The 21,540-nt window shown below is 45.1% G+C and carries 22 protein-coding genes, 1 other RNA gene and 1 pseudogene; 14 read left to right on the top strand and 10 right to left on the bottom strand.

What is annotated here, in order from left to right:
- Nucleotides 1-115: 115 nt before the first annotated feature.
- From AC5V8P_RS10235 to AC5V8P_RS10215, 5 genes are all read left to right on the top strand, one after another.
- Entirely contained in the window at nucleotides 116-886 is a 771-nt protein-coding gene (locus AC5V8P_RS10235; protein WP_064796162.1) for a glycerophosphodiester phosphodiesterase, read from the top strand.
- A gap of 38 nt (nucleotides 887-924) precedes the next feature.
- Nucleotides 925-1,548 (top strand): fumarylacetoacetate hydrolase family protein, encoded by a 624-nt coding sequence (locus tag AC5V8P_RS10230; RefSeq protein WP_064796161.1) that lies wholly within the window; start codon nucleotides 925-927, stop codon nucleotides 1,546-1,548.
- Between the two features lie 208 nt (nucleotides 1,549-1,756).
- The gene (locus AC5V8P_RS10225; protein ID WP_064796160.1) at nucleotides 1,757-2,563 is read left to right on the top strand and encodes a DUF92 domain-containing protein; all 807 of its coding nucleotides are present in this window, start codon (nucleotides 1,757-1,759) and stop codon (nucleotides 2,561-2,563) included.
- A gap of 68 nt (nucleotides 2,564-2,631) precedes the next feature.
- Entirely contained in the window at nucleotides 2,632-3,210 is a 579-nt protein-coding gene (locus AC5V8P_RS10220) for a TetR/AcrR family transcriptional regulator (RefSeq protein WP_064796159.1), read from the top strand.
- Nucleotides 3,211-3,330: 120 nt separating this feature from the next.
- Nucleotides 3,331-5,280: an ABC-F family ATP-binding cassette domain-containing protein gene (locus AC5V8P_RS10215; protein WP_064796158.1), complete on the top strand. Its 1,950-nt coding sequence runs from the start codon at nucleotides 3,331-3,333 to the stop codon at nucleotides 5,278-5,280.
- A gap of 86 nt (nucleotides 5,281-5,366) precedes the next feature.
- Here the strand turns inward: AC5V8P_RS10215 and AC5V8P_RS10210 are convergent, their stop codons facing one another.
- From AC5V8P_RS10210 to AC5V8P_RS10190, 5 genes are all read right to left on the bottom strand, one after another.
- Nucleotides 5,367-6,404, bottom strand: coding sequence for a M42 family metallopeptidase (locus AC5V8P_RS10210; protein ID WP_064796157.1), 1,038 nt, complete (start codon nucleotides 6,402-6,404; stop codon nucleotides 5,367-5,369).
- A 13-nt stretch (nucleotides 6,405-6,417) separates the two neighbouring features.
- Entirely contained in the window at nucleotides 6,418-6,819 is a 402-nt protein-coding gene (locus AC5V8P_RS10205) for a LapA family protein (protein ID WP_064796156.1), read from the bottom strand.
- Nucleotides 6,820-6,875: 56 nt separating this feature from the next.
- Nucleotides 6,876-8,672: an oligoendopeptidase F gene (gene pepF, locus AC5V8P_RS10200; protein WP_064796155.1), complete on the bottom strand. Its 1,797-nt coding sequence runs from the start codon at nucleotides 8,670-8,672 to the stop codon at nucleotides 6,876-6,878.
- A 198-nt stretch (nucleotides 8,673-8,870) separates the two neighbouring features.
- Nucleotides 8,871-9,059 carry a hypothetical protein gene (locus AC5V8P_RS10195; protein ID WP_016819720.1) on the bottom strand — a complete coding sequence of 63 codons (189 nt, stop codon included), beginning with the start codon at nucleotides 9,057-9,059 and terminating at the stop codon, nucleotides 8,871-8,873.
- Between the two features lie 7 nt (nucleotides 9,060-9,066).
- Nucleotides 9,067-9,300: a hypothetical protein gene (locus tag AC5V8P_RS10190; protein WP_014599632.1), complete on the bottom strand. Its 234-nt coding sequence runs from the start codon at nucleotides 9,298-9,300 to the stop codon at nucleotides 9,067-9,069.
- Nucleotides 9,301-9,473: 173 nt separating this feature from the next.
- Here AC5V8P_RS10190 and AC5V8P_RS10185 point away from each other — a divergent pair, with 173 nt between their 5' ends.
- From AC5V8P_RS10185 to AC5V8P_RS10165, 5 genes and pseudogenes are all read left to right on the top strand, one after another.
- Complete coding sequence (locus AC5V8P_RS10185; RefSeq protein WP_013370483.1) at nucleotides 9,474-9,671, top strand: cold shock domain-containing protein; 198 nt, start codon at nucleotides 9,474-9,476, stop codon at nucleotides 9,669-9,671.
- A 208-nt stretch (nucleotides 9,672-9,879) separates the two neighbouring features.
- Nucleotides 9,880-10,729 (top strand): annotated as a pseudogene (locus tag AC5V8P_RS10180) (MATE family efflux transporter).
- Between the two features lie 151 nt (nucleotides 10,730-10,880).
- Nucleotides 10,881-11,960: a tetraprenyl-beta-curcumene synthase family protein gene (locus AC5V8P_RS10175; RefSeq protein WP_063213031.1), complete on the top strand. Its 1,080-nt coding sequence runs from the start codon at nucleotides 10,881-10,883 to the stop codon at nucleotides 11,958-11,960.
- 23 nt (nucleotides 11,961-11,983) lie between these two features.
- A complete protein-coding gene (pfkA, locus tag AC5V8P_RS10170; RefSeq protein WP_063213030.1) occupies nucleotides 11,984-12,955 on the top strand; it encodes a 6-phosphofructokinase in 972 nt (323 codons plus the stop codon).
- 125 nt (nucleotides 12,956-13,080) lie between these two features.
- Nucleotides 13,081-13,290: a DUF3906 family protein gene (locus AC5V8P_RS10165; RefSeq protein WP_063213029.1), complete on the top strand. Its 210-nt coding sequence runs from the start codon at nucleotides 13,081-13,083 to the stop codon at nucleotides 13,288-13,290.
- Here the strand turns inward: AC5V8P_RS10165 and AC5V8P_RS10160 are convergent.
- From AC5V8P_RS10160 to AC5V8P_RS10145, 4 genes are all read right to left on the bottom strand, one after another.
- Nucleotides 13,287-14,657 carry an MATE family efflux transporter gene (locus tag AC5V8P_RS10160; RefSeq protein WP_064796154.1) on the bottom strand — a complete coding sequence of 457 codons (1,371 nt, stop codon included), beginning with the start codon at nucleotides 14,655-14,657 and terminating at the stop codon, nucleotides 13,287-13,289. The two genes, AC5V8P_RS10165 and AC5V8P_RS10160, sit on opposite strands and share 4 nt — an antisense overlap.
- 191 nt (nucleotides 14,658-14,848) lie before the next feature.
- On the bottom strand, nucleotides 14,849-16,027 hold the full coding sequence (locus tag AC5V8P_RS10155; protein ID WP_064796153.1) for a putative glycoside hydrolase: 1,179 nt from the start codon (nucleotides 16,025-16,027) through the stop codon (nucleotides 14,849-14,851).
- A 216-nt stretch (nucleotides 16,028-16,243) separates the two neighbouring features.
- Entirely contained in the window at nucleotides 16,244-16,432 is a 189-nt protein-coding gene (locus tag AC5V8P_RS10150; protein WP_014599634.1) for a hypothetical protein, read from the bottom strand.
- A gap of 172 nt (nucleotides 16,433-16,604) precedes the next feature.
- On the bottom strand, nucleotides 16,605-17,426 hold the full coding sequence (locus AC5V8P_RS10145; protein WP_063213026.1) for a YitT family protein: 822 nt from the start codon (nucleotides 17,424-17,426) through the stop codon (nucleotides 16,605-16,607).
- Between the two features lie 326 nt (nucleotides 17,427-17,752).
- On the opposite strand from AC5V8P_RS10145, the gene cshA reads away from it, so the two are divergent.
- The 4 genes from cshA (at nucleotide 17,753) to AC5V8P_RS10125 (ending at nucleotide 21,175) form a co-directional block, all read left to right on the top strand.
- Nucleotides 17,753-19,327 (top strand): degradosome RNA helicase CshA, encoded by a 1,575-nt coding sequence (cshA, locus tag AC5V8P_RS10140; RefSeq protein WP_064796152.1) that lies wholly within the window; start codon nucleotides 17,753-17,755, stop codon nucleotides 19,325-19,327.
- 224 nt (nucleotides 19,328-19,551) lie between these two features.
- Complete coding sequence (locus AC5V8P_RS10135; RefSeq protein WP_064796151.1) at nucleotides 19,552-20,313, top strand: YesL family protein; 762 nt, start codon at nucleotides 19,552-19,554, stop codon at nucleotides 20,311-20,313.
- Between the two features lie 58 nt (nucleotides 20,314-20,371).
- Nucleotides 20,372-20,566: non-coding RNA, 6S RNA (gene ssrS, locus AC5V8P_RS10130), on the top strand.
- A 216-nt stretch (nucleotides 20,567-20,782) separates the two neighbouring features.
- Entirely contained in the window at nucleotides 20,783-21,175 is a 393-nt protein-coding gene (locus AC5V8P_RS10125; protein ID WP_063209160.1) for a DUF1499 domain-containing protein, read from the top strand.
- Nucleotides 21,176-21,266: 91 nt separating this feature from the next.
- Here the strand turns inward: AC5V8P_RS10125 and AC5V8P_RS10120 are convergent.
- The coding region (locus AC5V8P_RS10120) for a redoxin family protein (RefSeq protein WP_495473622.1) at nucleotides 21,267-21,540 on the bottom strand (274 nt) is incomplete at its 5' end.

Here is a 21,540-nt window from a genome sequence, read left to right as displayed (position 1 = left end):
GGTAGGTGTGGATGGGACGGTAAGCGCTCAGTAGATGTAAGCAAGAAATGGCTAATAGGAGTATGGACAAAACAATCGTATAAGATACTCCTTTGTGGAGGGAGGTCATAGAGGAATGGATCATTTGTGCGTGGCACACCGCGGTTTCTCAGGGGTTGCTCCTGAAAACACGATAGCAGCCTTTAAGCTTGCGCTGGAGCAGCCTTTTGTGCACTGGATTGAACTGGATGTACAGCTATCAAAGGACGGTGTTCCGGTGGTCATTCATGACTTTACCCTGGAGCGAACGACGAACGGTATGGGACGAGTAAAGGATACAGATTGGAAAGACTTGCAACGACTTGACGCAGGTAGCTGGAAACATGAACAATATCACGGGGAACCTGTTCCTTCCCTCGCCCAAGTGCTTGATTTATGCAAGGGACGTGTATCCCTCAATATTGAGCTTAAAACTGCTGGTGATATGTATCCGGGACTAGAAAAAGCCGTCCTTCGTGAAATTGTGATGAGAGGGATGGAGGGCGAGGTGGTCTTAACCTCTTTTGAGCGTACGGCACTGCGCCGAGCAAAAGAGCTGGCACCTGACATCCGTACTGGACTGATTATTGATGCGCGTCCAGATGATCTGGCGAAGCAATTAGAAAATCTGCAATGTTCTTTTTTATCTATGGGCTATCCACGGTTGGACCGAAAGCTTTTGAAAGATTTAGCCTCACGCGGTATTACGGTCATGGCGTGGACGGTGGATGACCGGCGTATCATGCGGAGATTGTCCTCATTGCATCCTGAATTGATGATTTGCACCAACTGGCCCGATCGCTGGGAGCAAGTTTTTTTGCTTTCCAAGCCCCGGATATGGCACTATATACGTAAACTTATTCGTTAATCAATTGGACTACATACGCGGAAGGGTGACGGATCATAATGAGCGTTGAAATTCGTAATGTTTATTGTGTCGGACGCAATTATAGGTTGCATGCAGAGGAACTGGGTAATGATGTTCCCACGGAACCGATGATTTTCTTGAAGCCATCTCATGCAGTTGTGCCGCTGGATGGTGCTACGCTGGAGCTTCCTCAAGGTAAGGGAGAAATTCATTTTGAAACTGAACTGGTTGTCGCTGTAGGACGTAACTACGAACCAGGCATGACCGCAGATGCATGTTTGAACGCTTTTGCATTGGGTATTGATTTTACCCTGCGGGATGTACAAAGTACGCTTAAGAAAAAAGGCCATCCATGGACTGCTGCCAAAGGCTTTAAATCGTCTGCACCTGTGACACCGTTCTTGCCTTTAGAGAGCTTGGACATGCTGGAGCAGCAGGATTTTTCCTTGTTCAAAAATGGACAAGAGGTGCAGCGTGGGCATGTCAAAGATATGATCTTCTCCATCCAGCACATCGTTGAATATATAGCGACTCATTATGGACTGGGTGAGGGGGATATTATTTTTACAGGCACTCCGGCGGGTGTAGGGCCTACTGCGAGCGGGGACCACTTTGAGCTTTATTGGGGGAGTGACCGTCAGGGAAGCTTTACCATCGGCTAAATCTACAGCCGGCATTAACGAAGAGGATTTAAAAAGCATGTTCTTGGTGGTTGGGAGGCATAAGTAACTCCCGCAGGCAAGCCTTGTGAAGGCCGTGTTCTGTGCGAAAGCATGGGACACGGCTTTTATATAAGCGTACAGCATTGTACAATGTTATACAGAACGATAAGCGAAAAACAGAGATTCATCTCAAAAGCGGGGGTATATCATGGATTGGATCATCGGATTGCTTTCCGCTGCTGTGGTGGCGGGGGCTGCATTTTATAAAAAATCCTTAACCTTATCCGGCTTTGCTGCGGCTGTACTGATGGGAACGGTGTATTATGGAGCGGGCAACCTGTTTTGGTTTGGAACATTGCTCTTATTTTTTATCACATCCACCTTATTGTCGAAGTTCAAAAAGGAGCGCAAGGCTGAGCTCGAAAAATCGTATGCCAAAACAGGCAATCGAGATGCAGGGCAAGTGTGGGCCAATGGAGGATTAGGCATGCTGCTATGCCTAGGTTATGCGATATGGCCTCATGTTGCCTGGCAACTGGCATTTGTTGGTGTCATGGCTACGGTCACATCCGATACGTGGGCAACGGAATTTGGAAGCCTGAGTCGTAAGCCGCCCCGTTCAGTGCTTACCGGGAAGGTAATGGTACCAGGAACCTCAGGAGGAGTATCTGTATTGGGAACGGCTGCGGCCCTGGCCGGTGGCATACTGATCGGAATAGGCGCCTGGGGCTTTGGACACGCCGTAGAAATGCCGGCATTGCCGTTATGGCTGTGGGCACTGATTGGGGGAATATCCGGCGTTGCCGGAGCCTTTGCCGATTCCTATCTTGGTGCTACGGTGCAATTGATGCGTTCCTGCCCAGTTTGCAAACGGGAAGTTGAAGTAGACTCGCATTGTGGACAAACGACAGTCTATCTGCGAGGCTGGCATTGGATGAGCAATGATCGGGTGAATAGCATTAGCTCTATTTTCGGAGGATTGGTCGCTCTTGTAGGCATTTTCTTTATACTCTGAACATGGGCCTGAAGATCTGTTTTAGGAAATAACTGCGTGCTTCAATCATGGTTTCAGGAGGTGTAAAGATGGGGGATATGCACGGAGATAAATATGAAGCTATTATAGACGCCGCTTACACTGTCTTCGGCACCAAAGGTTTTTATGAAAGCAAAATTTCCGAAATTGCAGAACAAGCAGGTGTGGCTAAAGGCACGGTATACTTGTACTTTAAAAGTAAAGAGCAGCTATTTACAGCAGTCACTCGTAGAGATTGCGAACAATATCTAACCGAAATGCAAGGTGCATTGGTCAATCGTACTTTGGGAGAGGGACTGCTGCGAATGGCCAATTTGCATCTTCATTATTATTACCAACGCAAGCAGCATACTAAATTATTTTTTATGACTCCCAATAGTGACCCTGATCTCATGGAGTTCATGCGGGGATTTATTCAAGATTATACCGATCTGGTCAAAAATAAACTGGCGTCAGCGGGTGTGCCGCAGCCCGAATTTCATGCAAAGGCATTCATTGGTATGCTCGAACGCTTAAAAATGGATATTTTGTTGAATCCAGATTTCCGTGAAGGTGACGTCGATCAGACAGCTGCGTTGGCAGCTAACTTATTTATGCATGGCTGTGAAGCCGGAATCCAAAAATCATGACATGTTGTTCCTAAAAACCGTACTGGCTTGTTCAGCTAACGGTTTTTTTAATCATTGGCTGTGTCTGTGTTAAAATAAACAAGATGCATCACAAATTCGGGGAAGAGTAGGGAATCTGTAATGAATATTATGACCGTTGAACATATAACAAAAAGCTATGGCGAGAAAATGTTGTTCGAGGATGTTTCCTTTGGTATGGATGAGCGTGACAAAATAGGGGTTGTTGGAGTAAATGGTACCGGAAAATCGACGTTTTTACGTGTAATCTCCGGCTTGGAGCCACCAGACGATGGCAATATTGCAGTAAACAATGATGTGCGAATTCAGTATCTGGCACAAAATCCGGAGTTTGATCCCGAGATGAAGGTACTCCAGCATATTTTCCATGGCAACCAGCCTGAAATGAAAGCAGTGCGAGAATATACGGAAACCATGGAATTACTGGAATTGAATCCGGGGAGCGAGGAGCTCCAAAGCCGCCTGTTGCGAGCAAGTCAGCAGATGGATACGTTCCAAGCATGGCAGCTGGAGAGTGAGGCTAAAAATATACTAACCCGACTGGGGATCACCCAGTTTGAGTCTCGTATGGGCGTTCTCTCCGGGGGACAGCGTAAACGGGTTGCTTTGGCTGCGGCTCTGATCCAGCCCTGTGAGCTGCTCATTCTGGACGAGCCTACCAACCATATTGATAATGAGTCCGTTGCGTGGTTGGAGCAATATTTGCAAAAAAGACGCGGTGCGTTGTTAATGATCACGCATGATCGCTATTTTCTAGATAGAGTTGCTAATGTCATGTTAGAGCTGGATCATGGTCGCCTGTTCCGTTATGAGGCTAACTATACTCGGTTTCTGGAACTGAAGGCAGAACGCGAGGAACGGGAAGCGTCTTCGGAGCAGAAAAGGAAGAACCTGCTGCGTAATGAGCTGGCCTGGATTCGCCGAGGAGCAAAGGCTCGTTCGACCAAGCAGAAAGCGCGTATTGATCGATATGAGCAGCTTAAGGATCAGCAACCGGAAGCTCGTTCTGGATCTGTAGATATGTCCGTCGCTTCCACACGTCTGGGTAAAAAGATATTGGAGATCGAGCACCTGTCCAAATCGGTAGATGCCCGTCAGCTGATTCAGGACTTGAGTTACATTGCGGTTCCTGGTGATCGCGTGGGCATTCTGGGGCCTAACGGTAGTGGAAAATCCACTCTGCTTCAAATGGTTGCCCAGCGTGTAGAACCCGATTCCGGGAGTGTTGTACTGGGACCGACTGTGAAGCTTGGTTACTTTACTCAAGAACATCAGGAAATGAACGAATCCTTGCGTGTCATTGAATATATTAAGGAAGAAGCCGAAGTGATTCGTACGGCCGACGGATCGACGATTACAGCTGCGCAGATGCTGGAGCGTTTTCTGTTTGCTCCAAGCGCGCAATGGACGGTTATTTCTCGGCTGTCCGGGGGCGAGAAACGCCGCTTATACCTGCTACGTGTCTTAATGTCCGCACCGAATGTACTCTTACTGGATGAACCGACAAATGATCTTGATATTCAGACCCTGTCTGTTTTGGAAGATTATCTGGATGAATTCCCGGGCGTAGTTTTTATCGTTTCTCATGATCGTTATTTCCTGGATCGGACTGTGGACAAAATACTCGCATTCGAAGGGAATGGGCAGGTACGTATACATGTGGGCGACTATAGCGAGTATGCAGAATGGATCAGTAAAAATGCTCCATCTTCTGCAAATACATCTGACTCGACGGGTACGACTTCCTCGAATCGCTCTTCTACATCTAAGTCTGCGGGTTCTTCCGAATCAGTCAAGGGGACAGGTAAAACCAAGCTTAAATTTACCTTTAAGGAACAGCGGGAATATGAGCAGATTGATGAGCTGATTGAACAAGCTGAACAGAAATTGGCTGACATTCAACGACAGATGGAGGAATCTTTCAGCGATTCGGCACGGTTGCAGGAGCTTATGGCTGAGCAAGCGCAGGCCGAACAGCATCTAGAGTACCAAATGGAACGTTGGACTTATTTGAATGAGCTAGCCGAGCAAATTGAACAAAGTAAATCTTAACCATACAAAAGCAAGTCTCCATTTAGAATGGAGGCTTGCTTTTTTGTAGAAGTATGTGTACCTGTTTTCCATGCAGCGTAAATTGATTAGGCTGCGACATAAGCCGCGAGCAGACGGGCAGTGTTCACTACGGCCAGCTTATGCGTGCGCTCCATTGCGTGAGAGGCGTGTACGCCAGGCCCAATCAGGGCAGCACGAATGTTATTGCCTGCTTTAAGCGCAGCCGAAGCGTCCGAACCATAATGCGGATAAATATCTACCGCATACGGAATATTCAACTCCTTGGCCAGCTCAATCAGACGGGTCGTCATATTATAGTCATAAGGACCAGAGGAATCTTTGGCGCAGATAGAAACATCAGTTTCCTTGCAGCTCAGATCCTCACCTATGCAGCCCATGTCGACAGCAATCAGCTCATTGATTCCTTTCGGTATGTATGCCGCTCCGTGCCCTACTTCCTCATAGTTGGAAATGAGCAATTTAACGGTATGTCGAGGCTTCCAGCCCCCATGTACAGCCGATTCCAATAAACCAAACAGTGCCGCTACGCTAGCTTTATCATCCAAGTGCCGTGATTTGATAAATCCACTAGGCGTTACGACCGGGCGCGCATCGAAGGAAATAAAATCGCCCACTGCAATACCGAGCTGAAGCACGTCTTCCTTCGACTCGACAAGCTCGTCAATCCGTACCTCCATATGGTTCTCCTTGCGTTCATAGCTTCGTGCATCATCATAGACATGCACGGATGGATGGCTTGACAGGATCGTGCCTGTATACGTTTGTCCGCTGCGGGTATGAATAAGGCAGTATTCGTTCTCGATACTGTTCATCATGAAACCGCCCACAGATGTCAAGCGTAAGGTTCCTTGCGTTGTAATCGACCGTACCATCGCCCCCAAGGTATCCACATGCGCGCTGAGCGCTACAGTACGTTCCTTTTCTTGACCTTCCAATGTCAAGATAGCACCGCCTTTAGCATTCCATTCAATGGGTACCCCTAGGTTTTCGGCTTCCTTACGAATTAGCTCCATTACATGATGTGTGTACCCGCTAGGACTAGGCGTGTTCAGCAGCTGATTCAAAAAGCTCATGATATAGTGTTCATTTAATTGAATTGTCATTTGTTGCTCCTCCTCATTTGGACAACCGATCGGGGTTAGAGGACGGTTGCTCGGATGTAGACAACGTGCCAGTCGTGTCATCGGACACATTTGCATATGCTTCCACTGCGGTTGTGTGCTCTTCTTGTAGGGTATGCAGCTGATTAGTTAGACGCTTGATCTCTCTCTGAAGTCTATATTGGCGGAAAATACCGAAAGAACCGACAATAAGTCCACCCAGAAGAGTGCAACCGAGAATAAGCAGAATCAAAGGAATGCTAACCCTGCTAAACAGAAGGTTCACTTGAACCGAATTGACATTAATAACAGCAAAAACAGCTGTTAACAAAGCTATAACAAGTGCAGCGATCAAAGACCATTGTGTTTTCAAAATGCCACCTCCTCCCGTTACATTATAAAATCCCTTGTCCGCCATGGACAAGGGATTTATCCGTGCATCTTTTTCATGCGGGATTCTAAGTGTGCACGGTTTTACTTTCCTTCAGTTAGCTTTTCCATTTCCGTAATGACTTCCTCAAATACACTCATCGCTTCGCGAATCGGCTGTGGTGAGGACATGTCAACGCCAGCCTTCTTCAAAATATTGATTGAATAATCACTGCCGCCGCTCTTTAGGAAGCCTAAGTAACGCTCAACAGCTGGCTGGCCTTCTTCCAGAATCTGTTTTGAAAAACTGGTTGCGGCCGAGAAGCCAGTAGCATATTTGTAGACATAAAAACTGTTATAAAAATGAGGGATTCGTGCCCATTCCATTTCTATGTCTTTGTCTACTTTCATGCCAGGCCCGTGATATTTTACATTCAGATCATAATAAATCTCCGATAAAAGCTGCGGTGTAAGGGATTCTCCCTGTTCAGCACGCTCATGTACAATCTTCTCGAATTCCGCAAACATCGTTTGACGGAATACCGTTGTCCGGAATTGGTCCGCATAGTAGGTGAGGAGGTACATTTTCTCTTTTGGATCGGTAGATTTGTTCAGCAAGTAATCCATCAGCAAAGCTTCGTTAGTAGTGGAAGCCACTTCAGCCAGGAAGATGGTATACTGTGCATCCCGGTACTTCAATGCGTTGTCTGAATAGTACGAATGCAGCGCATGCCCCATTTCATGCGCAAGCGTGAACATGCTGTTCAGATTATTTTTATGGTTCAGAAGAACATAAGGGTGGGTGCCATAAGCTCCCCAGCTATAGGCGCCTGTACGCTTATTTTCATTTTCGTATACATCAATCCAGCGCTCGTCATAGCCTTTTTGCAATGAAGCCAGATAGTCCGCGCCCAGAGGCTTAAGGCCTTCTTTGGTTTGCTTTTTGGCGTCCTCATACGTAATGTCCATCTTGTATTCGTCCACAAGTGGAGCGAATAAATCATACATATGAAGCTCATTCACACCTAACAACTTTTTACGCAACTTAATATAACGGTGAAGCAGGGGCAAGCTTTCGTGAATGGTATCAATAAGGTTCGTATACACTTCCTTCGGAATATTATCACCATATAGTGACATCTCCAGTACGGAAGGGTATTTGCGAACACGAGAATAAAAAATATTTTTGTTCACATTGGCACTCAATGTAGAAGCAATCGTATTTTTATTTTTGGCATACGTGTCATATACCGCTTTAAAAGCACGTTCACGTACTTCGCGGTGTGGACTTTCAAGAAATTGAATGTAGCTGCCGTGAGTCAGCTCGACCTCTTTGCCATGCTCATCCTTGATTTTTGGAAACTTCAAATCCGCGTTGTTGAGCATTCCGAAAATTGTTTGCGGGGCTTGAGCCAGATTGCCCACCTGAGCGAGCAGGGCTTCTTCTGTTTTGCCTAAAACATGTGCTTTTTCCCGCTTCATCTCTTGAAGCGTAAACTTATAGTCGGAAAGCTTCGGATCTGCAATAAAGGCATCAAGCTGTTCATCCGGCAGTGCCAAAATTTCAGGTGTGACGAACGAAAGAGACTCGCTGACTTCTACGCCTAGCTTTTTGGCCTTTTGCGAAAGCCCTTGATATGTAGGTTCAGCCGTATCTTCATCATGATGAAGATGGGCGTACACATATACACGCTCAGTTTTGAGCGATAACTCATCTTCGAGTTTAAAGCAGTCGCCAATTGCTTCAGCTGAATTGAGCTTGCCCTGAAATTGAGCAGCCTTTTTAGCTAATTGTTTGACTTCTTCGTATTCTTGATCCCATGCCTTGCGGTTGGGGAACAGGTCTTCCAGTTTCCATGTATTTTCCACTGGCGCATCAGCGCGTTTTACAATTTCACTCATGGAGAGCCTCCTCTGATCGAACGTAATGTGGGATAGGGCTGCGTTGGTAAGGGACGGATGCCAAAACGAAGAAACCGCCACGCTTGCCGTAAGCAGCAGGGCAAGAGGTTTTACAGGATGCATGTAACAGCATATCCTCCTTATACCATGGCTTGTTATGCCATAGTATGACCTTTTGCCCCTGAAAGTATAATTTTCCTACTGCGGGTTGGAACCTATATTTAATAAGCTGTATACAATAAGATAAAAGGCAAGGCAAATCATGATTACGGCAGTGAGGGCCATCCACTTCTTGAGAGGAGTCGGTATCGTTTCCCGCTTCATGATCAGCACTCCGCCCAGCGTGAAGGCCAGAATAATGAAGATGAGATAGCTGTTGGACACCATGAATAGGCTATACCTGTTTGAAAGCGTTCATGATCCGCTGCCATTCTTCCTCATTATCTTGAAAGGACTGCTTGGGAAAACGATTTTCGGCCCAATGCATCAGCGCTGGACGGCTCAAAAATGTATGGGCTTCCTCGCCCCAATCATCGGATATTTCCCGCAGAACGATGTAACGGCCCTGCACCTCGACAGTCATCATATTCCACTTGTCTTTTTTGTATATTTCGTGTTTTTTCATCATATGCATGTCTCCGATTTTATAGATGTTTTGGTTCATGATACCGCAGTTTCCGCCGCAAAAGCAAATCATTCCAGACCCTAAAATCCGGAAAAACACCAATTGCAATGTGAAAAAGCATGAAGTATAATATGGATATTCGCCATAGATGGCGGTATTTTTAGGAGGTTGTTCACTTGAAAGGTACAGTTAAATGGTTTAACGCAGAAAAAGGTTATGGCTTCATTCAAGTTGAGGGTGGCGAGGATGTATTTGTACACTTCTCCGCAATCCAAGGCGACGGTTTCAAAACTTTGGAAGAAGGTCAAGAGGTTGAATTCGAAATTACTGAAGGTAACCGTGGACCACAAGCAGCTAACGTAATCAAACTGTAAGTGTAACTGAATTGTAAGAAATGTTCCGTTTTTACGGATGTCTTATATATTACGGTTAAACGATGAATTGAGAGCGCAGTTCCTTAAATTTAAGGAACTGCGCTTTTTTGCGTAAAAACATTTATCATTTGAGAAGGTTGAATTGGAATAGGGTATTATACGTAATAAAACGAAGTATGAGTTATTTTAATTTGAAGGAGTTGAGAAAATGAGTGCAGCAGAGGCCAATCGTAAGCCTTCCCTGATTGAAGGTCCCATTGCCAAAACGCTGTTTATGTTCTCTTTGCCGATGCTGTTCGGAAACATTTTGCAGTCCTTGAATGGAACGATTAATTCAATCTGGGTTGGAAAGTTTCTGGGAGAAGCTGCATTGACTGCCGCTTCGAATGGAAATATTATAATGTTTTTTCTGATCAGCTCGATTTTTGGGGTCACCATGGCGGCTACGATTCTAATCGGACAAAATATCGGAGCGGGTGACATAGCAGAAACGAAGCGTGTAGTAGGTACAAGCGCTGTTTTTTTCCTGGTGCTTGCTGTTGCTATAGGTGTTATTGGGTTTGTAGGCTCACCTTGGATTCTTCATGTGCTCAATACCCCTGCCGAATCGGTGGATATGGCGATCACGTATACGCGCATTATTTTCGCAGGTATGCCCTTTTTGTACGGCTATAACTACATCATGACCGTAATAAGCCTTGCTGATGTTTCTTCCTTCAACAGGAGGGGCATTAGAGCTGGGAATGCATATTAATCTGATTACTTTGTGGTCTTTTGTAATATTCGGTATTACCAATGTCATTACAGGCGTTGTTCGATCTACGGGTTCTGTAATGATACCGCTTTTAATTACCATTATTTCATTATGGGGTATTCGTATACCTTTGGCCTATGCATTTGTCGACGAGTATGGTCTGGATGCTGTATGGTGGAGCTTCCCTGTTGGATTTATAATTTCAGCCGTAGCAGTTATTTTTTATTACGTTTTCGGAAAATGGAAGCAGGCTAGCATGGGAGAGGGGAAGCAAGATGTGAAGCTGGCAGAGGATAAGGTATAGATAGGACATTTCTACTACAATATCTCATTTTTCTTGAATATTAAAAGAAAAAAGTGAGGTTGTTCATTTGTGCTAAAAGGTCGATCATATTATAATGAATATGGTTTGGATAGGTATAATTACGTAGACAACAATGTGGAGGCACCGTCATTTGAGTTATGTTGAGCAAGGACGTTATCAAGTACCGAGAGGCCCCATAGGTCTAATGAGCCGAATGTACAAGCACATTCTCCCTGAAACGAAACGAGAACTGAGTAACTGGAAGAGCAAGGCCGAGCAAATTCCGGACCCTGAGCTGAGAAGCCAGGCGCTTGCGAGCATAGCAGAGAAGACGTTTCACTGCGTGGGGGGAGCGGTTTATGCCGCAGCCAATATGTCTGACCGGCAGATACTCATTCCGTTGATTGTGGCGTACCAGACGATTAGCGATTATCTGGACAACCTGTGTGATCGCAGTACGTCGATGGACCCGGATGATTTTAGGTTGCTGCATCAGTCTATGCTGGATGCGGTTAATCCGGCGGCTAGGCCAGTGAATTATTATGAGTTGCGTCGTGAGCAGGAGGATGGCGGTTATTTGACTGGGCTGGTGACAACCTGTCAGTCTTGTGTAAGCAGGCTTCCGGGCTATGAGGCGGCAATGCCTTACGTTCAGGATTTGGCGCGATTATACACGGATTTGCAAGTATACAAGCATATTAAACCCGAGCTGCGGGAACAAGCGCTTTTGGACTGGTGGTCGATTCATAAAGACCGTACGCCCGAGCTGCGCTGGAACGAGTTTGCTGCGGCTACTGGCTCAACCCTGGGGGTATTTATGCTGTTTCTTGCTGCCAGCGACCGGCATCTCACAGATGCGGGGGCTGCCTCAATACATGCATCGTATTTTCCACATGTGTGCAGTCTTCATATTTTGCTGGATTATCTAATCGATCAAGACGAAGACCGGAAGGGCGGAGATCTTAACTTTTGCAATTATTATGAAGATACCGACATGATGCTGGACCGGATCGCCTACGTAGTGAATCGGGCGCGGGCTGATATTGCAGATGTCCCTGCCAGCTCCTTTCACCGGATGATAATCGAGGGATTGCTGGCTTTATATTTATCCGACCCCAAAGTTAATGAGCAGCAGGATGTTCGCGCTGTTTCGAGACGTTTAATGAAAAATAGTCCGCTCATGCGTCTGTTTTTCTTATTAAACAGTCGATGGATAAGAAGGCTTATATGATTATTTTGAGGAGGTCATAATTCATGACAGCAGTTAAGAAAATTGCAGTATTAACAAGTGGTGGAGATTCACAAGGGATGAACGCAGCAGTTCGCGCCGTTGTGCGCAGCGGCTTGTATTTCGGATTGGAAGTCTTCGGGATTCAACGTGGCTATCAAGGTCTGCTGAACGATGATATTTTCCCGATGGACCTGAGAAGCGTCGGAGATATTATCCAACGTGGGGGTACTGTACTTCAATCTGCGAGATGCCTGGAATTTACGACAGAAGAAGGACAGAAGCGTGGCGCTGAAATTTTGCGTAATCGTGGAATTGACGGCGTAGTCGTCATTGGTGGCGACGGTTCTTACCAAGGGGCTAACAAACTGACCAAGCAAGGCATCAAAACCATGTGTCTTCCAGGGACAATTGACAATGATATTTCCTTCACAGACTATACTATTGGTTTTGATACAGCAGTTAGTATTGTAGTAGACGCAATTAACAAGCTGCGTGATACGATGTCTTCCCATGAACGTTCTTCCATCGTGGAAGTTATGGGACGTCATTGTGGCGATATTGCGCTCCATGCGGGTCTGGCTTCCGGTGCAGAAACGATCTTGGTACCTGAGGTGGAATTCGACCTGAATGAAGTATCTGAGCGGATGAAACAAAACTTTAAACATGGCAAACGCCACAGTATCATTATCGTTGCTGAAGGTGTAGGCAAAGGCGAAACAGTAGCCAAAGTAATCCAAGAAAACTGTCCAGATTATGAGCCTCGTGTTACAGTGCTTGGACACATTCAACGTGGAGGTACGCCAACTGCATTTGACCGTAACCTGGCAAGCCGTTTGGGTGACTTTGCAGTTCGCCAATTGATTGAAGGTGTATCTGACAAAGCTTGCGGAATGATTGATGGCAAGCTGGTAGCTACAGATATTGGCAAGGTTGTAAGTACTAAAAAAGATTTCAACATGGAGCTTTATGAACTGGCCTTGCGTTTGTCCCAATAATAAGAACTTTTTACGTTTATAATTTTAATAAATCGGTTCTAATATGGGAAAAGATTGAGATTATGCGGATGACCTGAGTCATCCGCTATTTTTATAGTTTTGAATAGGATCGGGAGGTAATCACCATGTATTTATTCAAAATAGAAGTGGACAGTTCGGAAGGAGCGCTGACCGTCATTCTTGCTGCTGAGAATGAAGAACAGGCTTTTGAGGAAATTGAACAACATGTGGAGAGACACTTTTTATATCCCCCCAAGCTAAAAGAAGTGGCGATCGTAGAGAAAAAACGAATAACTACGGGCGCAGCATATGTAATCGAAACACGCAAAGACTAAGGAGTCTTTGCGTGTTGTTTTTGTTCGGCAAAACGATGTTGCACTCTAACCAAACGCCAGAGAAGTAAAATAGCACCTACGGCCAGACCTGTAATCAAGCCAATCCAGTAGCCGTAAGGCCCCCATGTGGTCCAGCGTGCGAGTATATAGCCTACAGGAAGTCCAATAACCCAGTAGGAGAGGAAGGTGAGCAAAAAAGCCGGATTGACATCTTTATATCCACGCAGCGCTCCTTGGGTTGGTGTAGCGACAGCATCGGATATCTGAAAGAAAATCGCATAGATTAAAAAATGCTGGGCTAATTGAATGACCTGCGGGTCGGTAGAGTAAAGTCGAGCGACTTGTTCACCCCAGATAAGCAGCACAATAGCTGTAATCAAGGATAAGCCCACTGCACTGCTAATGCCCATTACACTATAAGTTTTGGCATCTCGTGGACGGGCAGCTCCTGTTTCATAGCCGACCAGAATTGTAAGTGCCATGCAAATACTGAGTGGAATCATATACAGAGTAGAAGCAAAGTTCATGGCTGCCTGATGAGCGGCTATGGTAGCCGTGTTATAGCTGCTCATCAAGAGAGTGACGGCTGAAAAAACGGCAGTCTCAAAAAATATAGCAAATCCAATAGGTACCCCGATTTTAATAAGCTCTTTCAAGGCACTGGTCGCGATCCCGTATATTTTGCTGAAGATTTGGAATTTGGCAAATATGTTTCCCCGATGCACAGTAATACCAGCAACCAGCATAATAATCCAGTAGGTGGTAGCCGTTGCTACCCCGGAGCCTACACCTCCCAAACGGGGAAAACCCCAATTACCATAAATAAGTAGGTAGTTCAATAAAACATTGATAGGCAACGACATGAGCGTAATTAACATGGTGAAACGGGTTTGCCCCAATGCATCCATAAAGCTGCGAAGCACGGTGTAGGCAAATAGAGGAACAACACCGAAGGCCATCGCACAAAGATAGTACAGAGCCACATTATGAACTCTCAATTCCAGATTCATTCCGTTCAATATCGGTTTTACCAGAATGATGCCAGCAATCAATACGACGATGGAGAGGGCGAGAGACAGCCAAAGCGCCTGAATGACATAGTAGGAGACTTTATCTTTGCGCTGTGCTCCGACCAATTGGGATACAATGGGGGTAATAGCCATAAGGATTCCATTCAGGCCTGTTTGTACAGGGACCCACAGGCTTACTCCGATAGCTACTCCAGCCAGATCGGCAGGGGAAAAGTGCCCCGACATATTTGTATCAAAAAAAGTCATGGCAGATAGTGCAAGCTGGGTAATCAGAATAGGGAGCAAAATGTAAAAAAGCTGCTTCCATTTCTGTCCCATGGTTAGAGTCAATTGCATTTTTGTTGTCCTCATTTACTAGGGTTTTTATTTATATATATCATAACATGTAAATTTTATTGTAAGGGATACTACAACAATTGAACAGCAATAAAAAGACTGCGTCCGTTCACCAAACAACGGGGCAGCCTTCGATATAATGATATAAGTTCTAAATTTCGTATATGACTAAGAGAAGTTTAGAGAGATGATTATTTGTAAGTTACCCCGCTTGTATAGCGGTTCGTGGCATTCCAGAGTAAATATTCGTCCACCTTCATGTCCTTAAGTGCTCGAATTTGATCCTCGACTTGTGTTTTCCCATACTTGGCATAATGCCCGCTTCCCAACCAACTTGCGGTAAAATCTTGAATCCACGGGCGAATAATTGGCTTGAGCTTGCCTGTAGGATCAAGTTTTTTGTGTGTATCGACCATGGAGCCTTTGATCGTCTGGTATGGATTTTTGTCTGGGTCTTTTACACCGAACCAGCCTGTCGTGTAGTGACTTGGATAAACCATCGGTGAAATGACATCTACATTTTCGGAGATTTTAGTGAAATCCTGTCCGATCCCCTCGGCCGCAGGAACGGATGCGGCATAACCGAAAATATCTACTGATACCCTCACTCCAAGTGGGGCAAGCTCTTTGCGAGCATATTGTACGAACTCAGCGACCGTATCCGAGCGGGATTGATCTGATTTGGTATATTTCAGTTTGTCTGCTCTTTTTTCAAACCCTTCGGGGAAACGTACATAGTCAAATTGGATTTCCTTAAACCCGAGCTTTGCTGCTTCCTTGGCAATGGCGACATTATAATCCCATACTTCTTTATTATAGGGATTAACGAATCCATCTCCCTTACCGTTTTTCCAGACAGATCCATCAGCATTGCGGAAGGACATCTCAGGATTTTTATTAGCCAGTACCGTATCTTTAAATACGACAATACGAGCAATCGGATAAACATTATGTTTTTTCAATCGGTCCATCAAGCCGGAAATATCCTTAATGAATTTTTGCGGCTTGCCCAATTTCAGAAGCTCGGGGTTGGTCGTTGGATAAGTAATGTAGCCTGCATCGTCCTTAATGTCGATCACCATGGAATTGAGCTCTGTCTTGTCCAGAAGTTCCAACAGTTGGGTCATACGTAAACCGCCTGCGCTATAGGCTGTGACATAGATGCCTTTAATAGACGGTGTGGTCGGCTGTGGGTCAATTTTATCCGGCGGATTGGAGGCATCTACCTTAATGTTACTGTGTTGTGCTTGAATTATCGCGCTGCTGATTGTCGTTGCCACCGTATCTTTTACATTTGGAGCGTTGGCTGACTGGTCGCCATTCCCGCTTATCCCCATGGCCAATAGCATAATTGCCCAAATCATATTCATTTCTTAACTCTCTCCCTTATGTATGGCGCTTACCTGATTATACGTAAAGTTATGGACTGAAAAACAACACACTTGTAACTAATACTGGCATCATCAGGCATAGTCTTACATGATTAACCTAACTATCGCCCGATGAATCTGTAAATAGGCATAAATAATGCCGCTCTCTTCACGGTTGTGGATGCAACCGGAAGAAGCGGCATTTGGCGAAAAAATTTATTGAAGATAGTTGTTGTCTTGGTGCTCACAAATACTGTACTGAATAATTTCTAGCGCATCCGTTGGCTTGAGTATGGACAACCCGTCCCGAAGTACAATCATCGAGTTCAGCTCATTCTTTTTGAGAGAAGGAAGCATCTCCGGGTACCATCTTAAGACAATGTCGGACAGTTTTACCGTTTCCATTTCCACAAAAATCACCCTTTCCTGCTCGGAATCATTCCAAAAGAATCATTCAATACGATTCGGAAAAGCAAATTGCCTGTGAAATAGCAGGTAAAGCTGGTCTTTATATACTATGGGAACAGCGCACATATAGTGTATCACAAAAACGGTATTTTGACACTTGGGTTTGTGTTTATCTTCGCCGGAATGAACCCATAACTCCAACTGTTTCCACAATATTCACAAAAGCAGCAGGGTCTACTTCCTTAATGATACGTTTTAATTCTACAAGCTCGTAGCGTGTCGTGACAGTCATCAGCATGTCCTTTTCAGTATGTGAAAATGCACCTTCAATTTTTATTTTGCTGACACCCCGTGGCGTGGTCAACATTCGGCTAAGCAGCTTGTCAGTATGCTCTGTAATAATATAGACGGTGATCTTCGTATGACTCACATAGATTTGATCCAACACTTTACCCGTTACAAAAATGGATAACATGGAAGCCAGTGCAATATTCCAATCATTGTTCAAATATCCTGCGGCGAGAATGACCAGTCCATTCAGACCTACAAGTACAGTTCCGACGGGAAAGTCACGATAGGTGGTGACGATAGAACCGATGATGTCGAAGCCGCCTGTAGAACCTCCTACCCGAAAGGAAATTCCAGCTCCAACGCCGACCAATACCCCGCCAAAGACAGAGGCCAGCAGAGGATCAGACACGACAGATTGTACGGGGACCCAGGCCAAAATCCATGTTGTAACGATAACCGATAAAATGCTCAGGCTAATAAATCGCTTGCCTAAAATAAACCAGCCTGCAATAAGCATCGGGATATTGATAATAAAGTACATGGTGCTGATATTAAATTTGGTGAAATAGCCGATTAGCATAGAAAGCCCGGCTACGCCACCGCTCAGCAAGTGATGTGGGACGAGAAACAGATTAAAACCGCATGCTATGGCAGCGGCTCCAAGTATGACAGTTAGGCAGTTTAACACTATTTTTAACAACTTTTTTTCACCTCATTTAAATTATACAGAAAGCAACTTACTGGTATTCATGAATTGTTCTGTGCTATAATGCGATGTGGATATTCTTGAGTAGGGACCTATGTCCAGAGAAACACTTAAAATTTAAACTGTTTTAAAAAGGGTAAATTCGTTTAAGATGTATCGGATAGGGTTCCCCGAATTCATTACAGAAACATGCAGTTGTAGATCTAAATAAACTGGCACTGTATTGGGGAAAACTTATACAATAATATCGCTACTTAAGAATACAGACAACATTGTGGATTGTCCACCACATCCACCATTATGAAGGAGTTTGAATAAATTTGACGACATTTGCAGAATTTGATCTTGAACCGAAAGTAATTCAGGCGATTACGGAATTGGGCTTTGAAGAAGCCACACCAATCCAATCCCAGTCCATCCCAATTGCACTGCAAGGCAAAGACATGATTGGCCAAGCCCAAACAGGTACAGGTAAAACCGCAGCCTTTGGTATTCCGCTGATCAACAAAATTTCTAGAAACGATGAAAAAATCAGAGCTCTGATTATGGCTCCAACACGTGAGCTTGCTATTCAGGTGGCTGAAGAAATCGAAAAACTCTCCCGCTTCAAAGGTCTTCGCACTTTGCCGATCTATGGTGGACAAGACATCGTACGCCAGATTCGCGCTTTGAAAAAGAAACCTCAAATTATTATCGGTACACCAGGTCGTTTGCTTGATCATATTAACCGTAAAACCATTAAGCTAGAAGATGTAAACACCGTTGTTCTGGATGAAGCAGATGAAATGCTCGATATGGGCTTCATGGAAGACATTCAGTCCATTCTGAAGCAGGTTCCGGACGAGCGTCAAACAATGCTGTTCTCAGCTACAATGCCTCCTAATATTAAAAGATTGGCTGAGCAATTCCTTAAAGATCCTGAGCATGTATCCGTTATTCCTAAACAAGTTAGCGCCCCACTGATTGATCAGGCATACATTGAAGTTCCTGAGCGTCAAAAATTCGAAGCATTGAGCCGTTTGATCGACATGGAATCCCCAGAACTTGCTATCGTATTCGGTCGCACTAAGCGTCGGGTAGACGAGCTGGCTGAAGCTCTGCAAAAACGTGGTTATTCCGCAGACGGTTTGCATGGTGACTTGTCTCAAAACCAGCGTGACGCTGTTATGCGTAAATTCCGTGACGGAAGTATTGACGTACTCGTAGCGACTGACGTTGCGGCCCGTGGTTTGGATGTTTCCGGCGTAACTCACGTTGTGAACTTTGACCTTCCGCAAGATCCGGAAAGCTATGTTCACCGTATCGGACGTACTGGACGTGCAGGTAAAGAAGGGGAAGCTTGGTCTTTTGTAACCCCTCGTGAAATTGACCATTTGCATTTCATTGAACGTGTAACTCGTCACCGCATTCCGCGCAAGCCTCTTCCAACATTGGCAGAAGCACTGGAAGGCAAACAACGCATCATTGCTGAACGCCTGCTAGAGGTTGTAGAAAAAGGCGAGCTGAACGAGTACAAAGGTTTGGCTATTCAAATGCTGGAGCAATATGATTCTGTACAACTTCTCTCCGCAGCTCTGAAGCTGATGACTGGTGAGAAGAGAGAAGCATCTATTGAGTTGACTCCGGAAGATCCGATCCGTGCAAAACGTCGTAAACCAGACGTGCGCTCTGGCGGACGCAAGCCTTCCAACTATGGACGCAGCAACGGTGGTTACAATTCCAACCGTGGCGGTAGTGGCAGTAAAGGTGGATACGGCGGTTATAACCGTGGCAAAGAAGGCGGTGGCTACAACCGTGATTCCGGAAGCCGCTATAGCGGGGATCGCAAACCACGCCCGAGCAGCAATGGAGAAACTCGCCGTCCTGCACGACGTGAAGATTCCTCTTCTGAATAATAAGAAATTAAATTAATGAAAAGCCGAAGCTGAATGTCAGCTTCGACTTTTTTATTATGAGATCGAATGTACGAAATTTAAGCGATCTGCTTTAATGGAACACATATGGATTTCACTGGCGCTTTAGGGCTGAAATACGGTATGATATAGTCAGAAGCCGGAATTAACAGGCATAGCAACATAAGTCTTGGAACTGCCAAGGCTTGCGGAGGGAGAGACTGACATTGGAATTTAAAGGAGCTATGGGGGGGATTTACCGCCTAACCGAGTGGATTACCCGGCTGGCGGCTAGCAATTTGTTATGGGTGTTATGTTCGTCGCCTTTTGTATTCTGCCTCATACTGAAATTACTTGTTATGAATCAGAATTTGACGAATGAATCGTTACAAATGAACTGGGCGATGGCTGTTTTGGCACCGCTTACTTTATTTCCAGCAACATCAGCTTTGTTCACGGTGGTTCGCAAATGGGTGATGGGCGATACTGATTCAGGCGTGTTTCGTACCTTCTTTAAAGGATATAAAGAGAACTACAAGCAGAGTCTGATCGGAGGGATCTTTTACACGTTATTGTTTGTCATCATGTACGTAGATTACACAGTATATATGACACAGCTCAGCAACTTGCAAATTGTGGGCGTTATCATGCTGATCCTCATCATTATTTTGCTTGTGTCTATGTTTAACTTCTTTTCGATGGTGGCTCATTATCATATGTCTACCAGACAAATTATTAAAAATGCGGTGTTATTGACGCTGATTCGGCCATTCCGTGTATTTTCCACCATGCTTGGCAGCGCCGTTGTAATATACATTGGAGTTAAATATCCCGTGCTATTCTTATTCTTCATCGGCAGTGTAGTTGCCTGGTTCGCCTTTTTTAATTTTTACGGAACCTTCCTCAAAATGCAGGACCAAATGGAGAAGATGAAACAGAAAGACGAGGAACAGACAAGTATTGAAGACAAGAATAGTGATAACCTCTAAAAATAAAACATATTTCTCCTAGCATTTACTTTCTGAGTGAGAAGCGCTATAATAAGGTCACATCCTGCGATGCACGTTACGGTCATTTGTTGTTTTGAACCAATGACAATGTCTAGGGAGATCTATACGGATGAATAGCTGAAAAGCCCTGTCAATTGCTGACAAGGGGACTTCAAAAGTTTATTCTGCGGTCACCCACCTGCTAAAGCAGGTTCAGAAGACGCTATGGTCGAACGGCATCGGCGGGTAATCCATAATGTAATGAACACACTCTGGTACTGCTCATGCAGAAACAGGGTGTTTTTTGTATGCAACAATGTTAAACTAAGACTTGAGGTACTAAGGTCGCATACCACAGGCATAATCGGACTTACGATCGGTTGCTTACCATATTTGATAAAGCGCTTGCAGTAGAAGGGACCGATATGTCGTATTGATGGGTAGCGATTATCGTGAAGGAGGAAATGTCTTGTCGTTGAAGAGGACTCTGGTAGGGATTGTGCGCAGCCAAGAAGGTACAAGCGACCGGGTCAAGGACCCCCAAATGAAGACACGCTATTATAACTTATCGAGAGACAAGGCTTGGGAAGAAGTATCATCTATCATGAAAAAAATTCCTGGCTACAAGGTACTCCATGAGGTAGCATCCGTAGGTGAGATTACGTTGGAGAAGCGAACAGCGTTCGGTCGAACCATCGACATTACCGTTTCGATTTTATCTGTTTCGCCAGTTCGAAGTGCGGTGGATATTTATTCTGCTTCACGCGGATCGTTAGGGGACTTGGGTGCGAATTACCGCATTATTTTGCAACTGTTCGCTATGATTGACAAGAAGCTGTCTGCTTATAAGGTCGTACAGTAATAGCAGGTTATGGAGCAATGATGTGGTAGACAAACATCAAAAAAAGCGAGGAAGGCAATCCTTCACTCGCTTTTTTAATATTCGGTCTTGATTAGACGAGTTTTTTTACGGCTGCGATCGCCTGGTCATAGTCAGGATGCTCAGCCATTTCGCTCAAGTATTCTACGTAAGCGATTTTGTCATTTTGATCAATGACAAAAATAGCTCTATGATCCAGGTGGAATTCCTTGATGAATACACCATAAGCTTCACCAAAGGAATGATCCTTATAGTCAGACAGCGTCAATACGCGGTCGATACCAGCCGCACCGCACCAACGAGCTTGAGCGAAAGGCAGATCCACGCTGACCGTCAGGACTACGACT

Source organism: Paenibacillus sp. N119s (genome assembly GCF_059447605.1).
The sequence above is the reverse complement of the archived record's forward strand: the minus strand, read 5'-3'. Positions and strand labels throughout refer to the sequence as shown.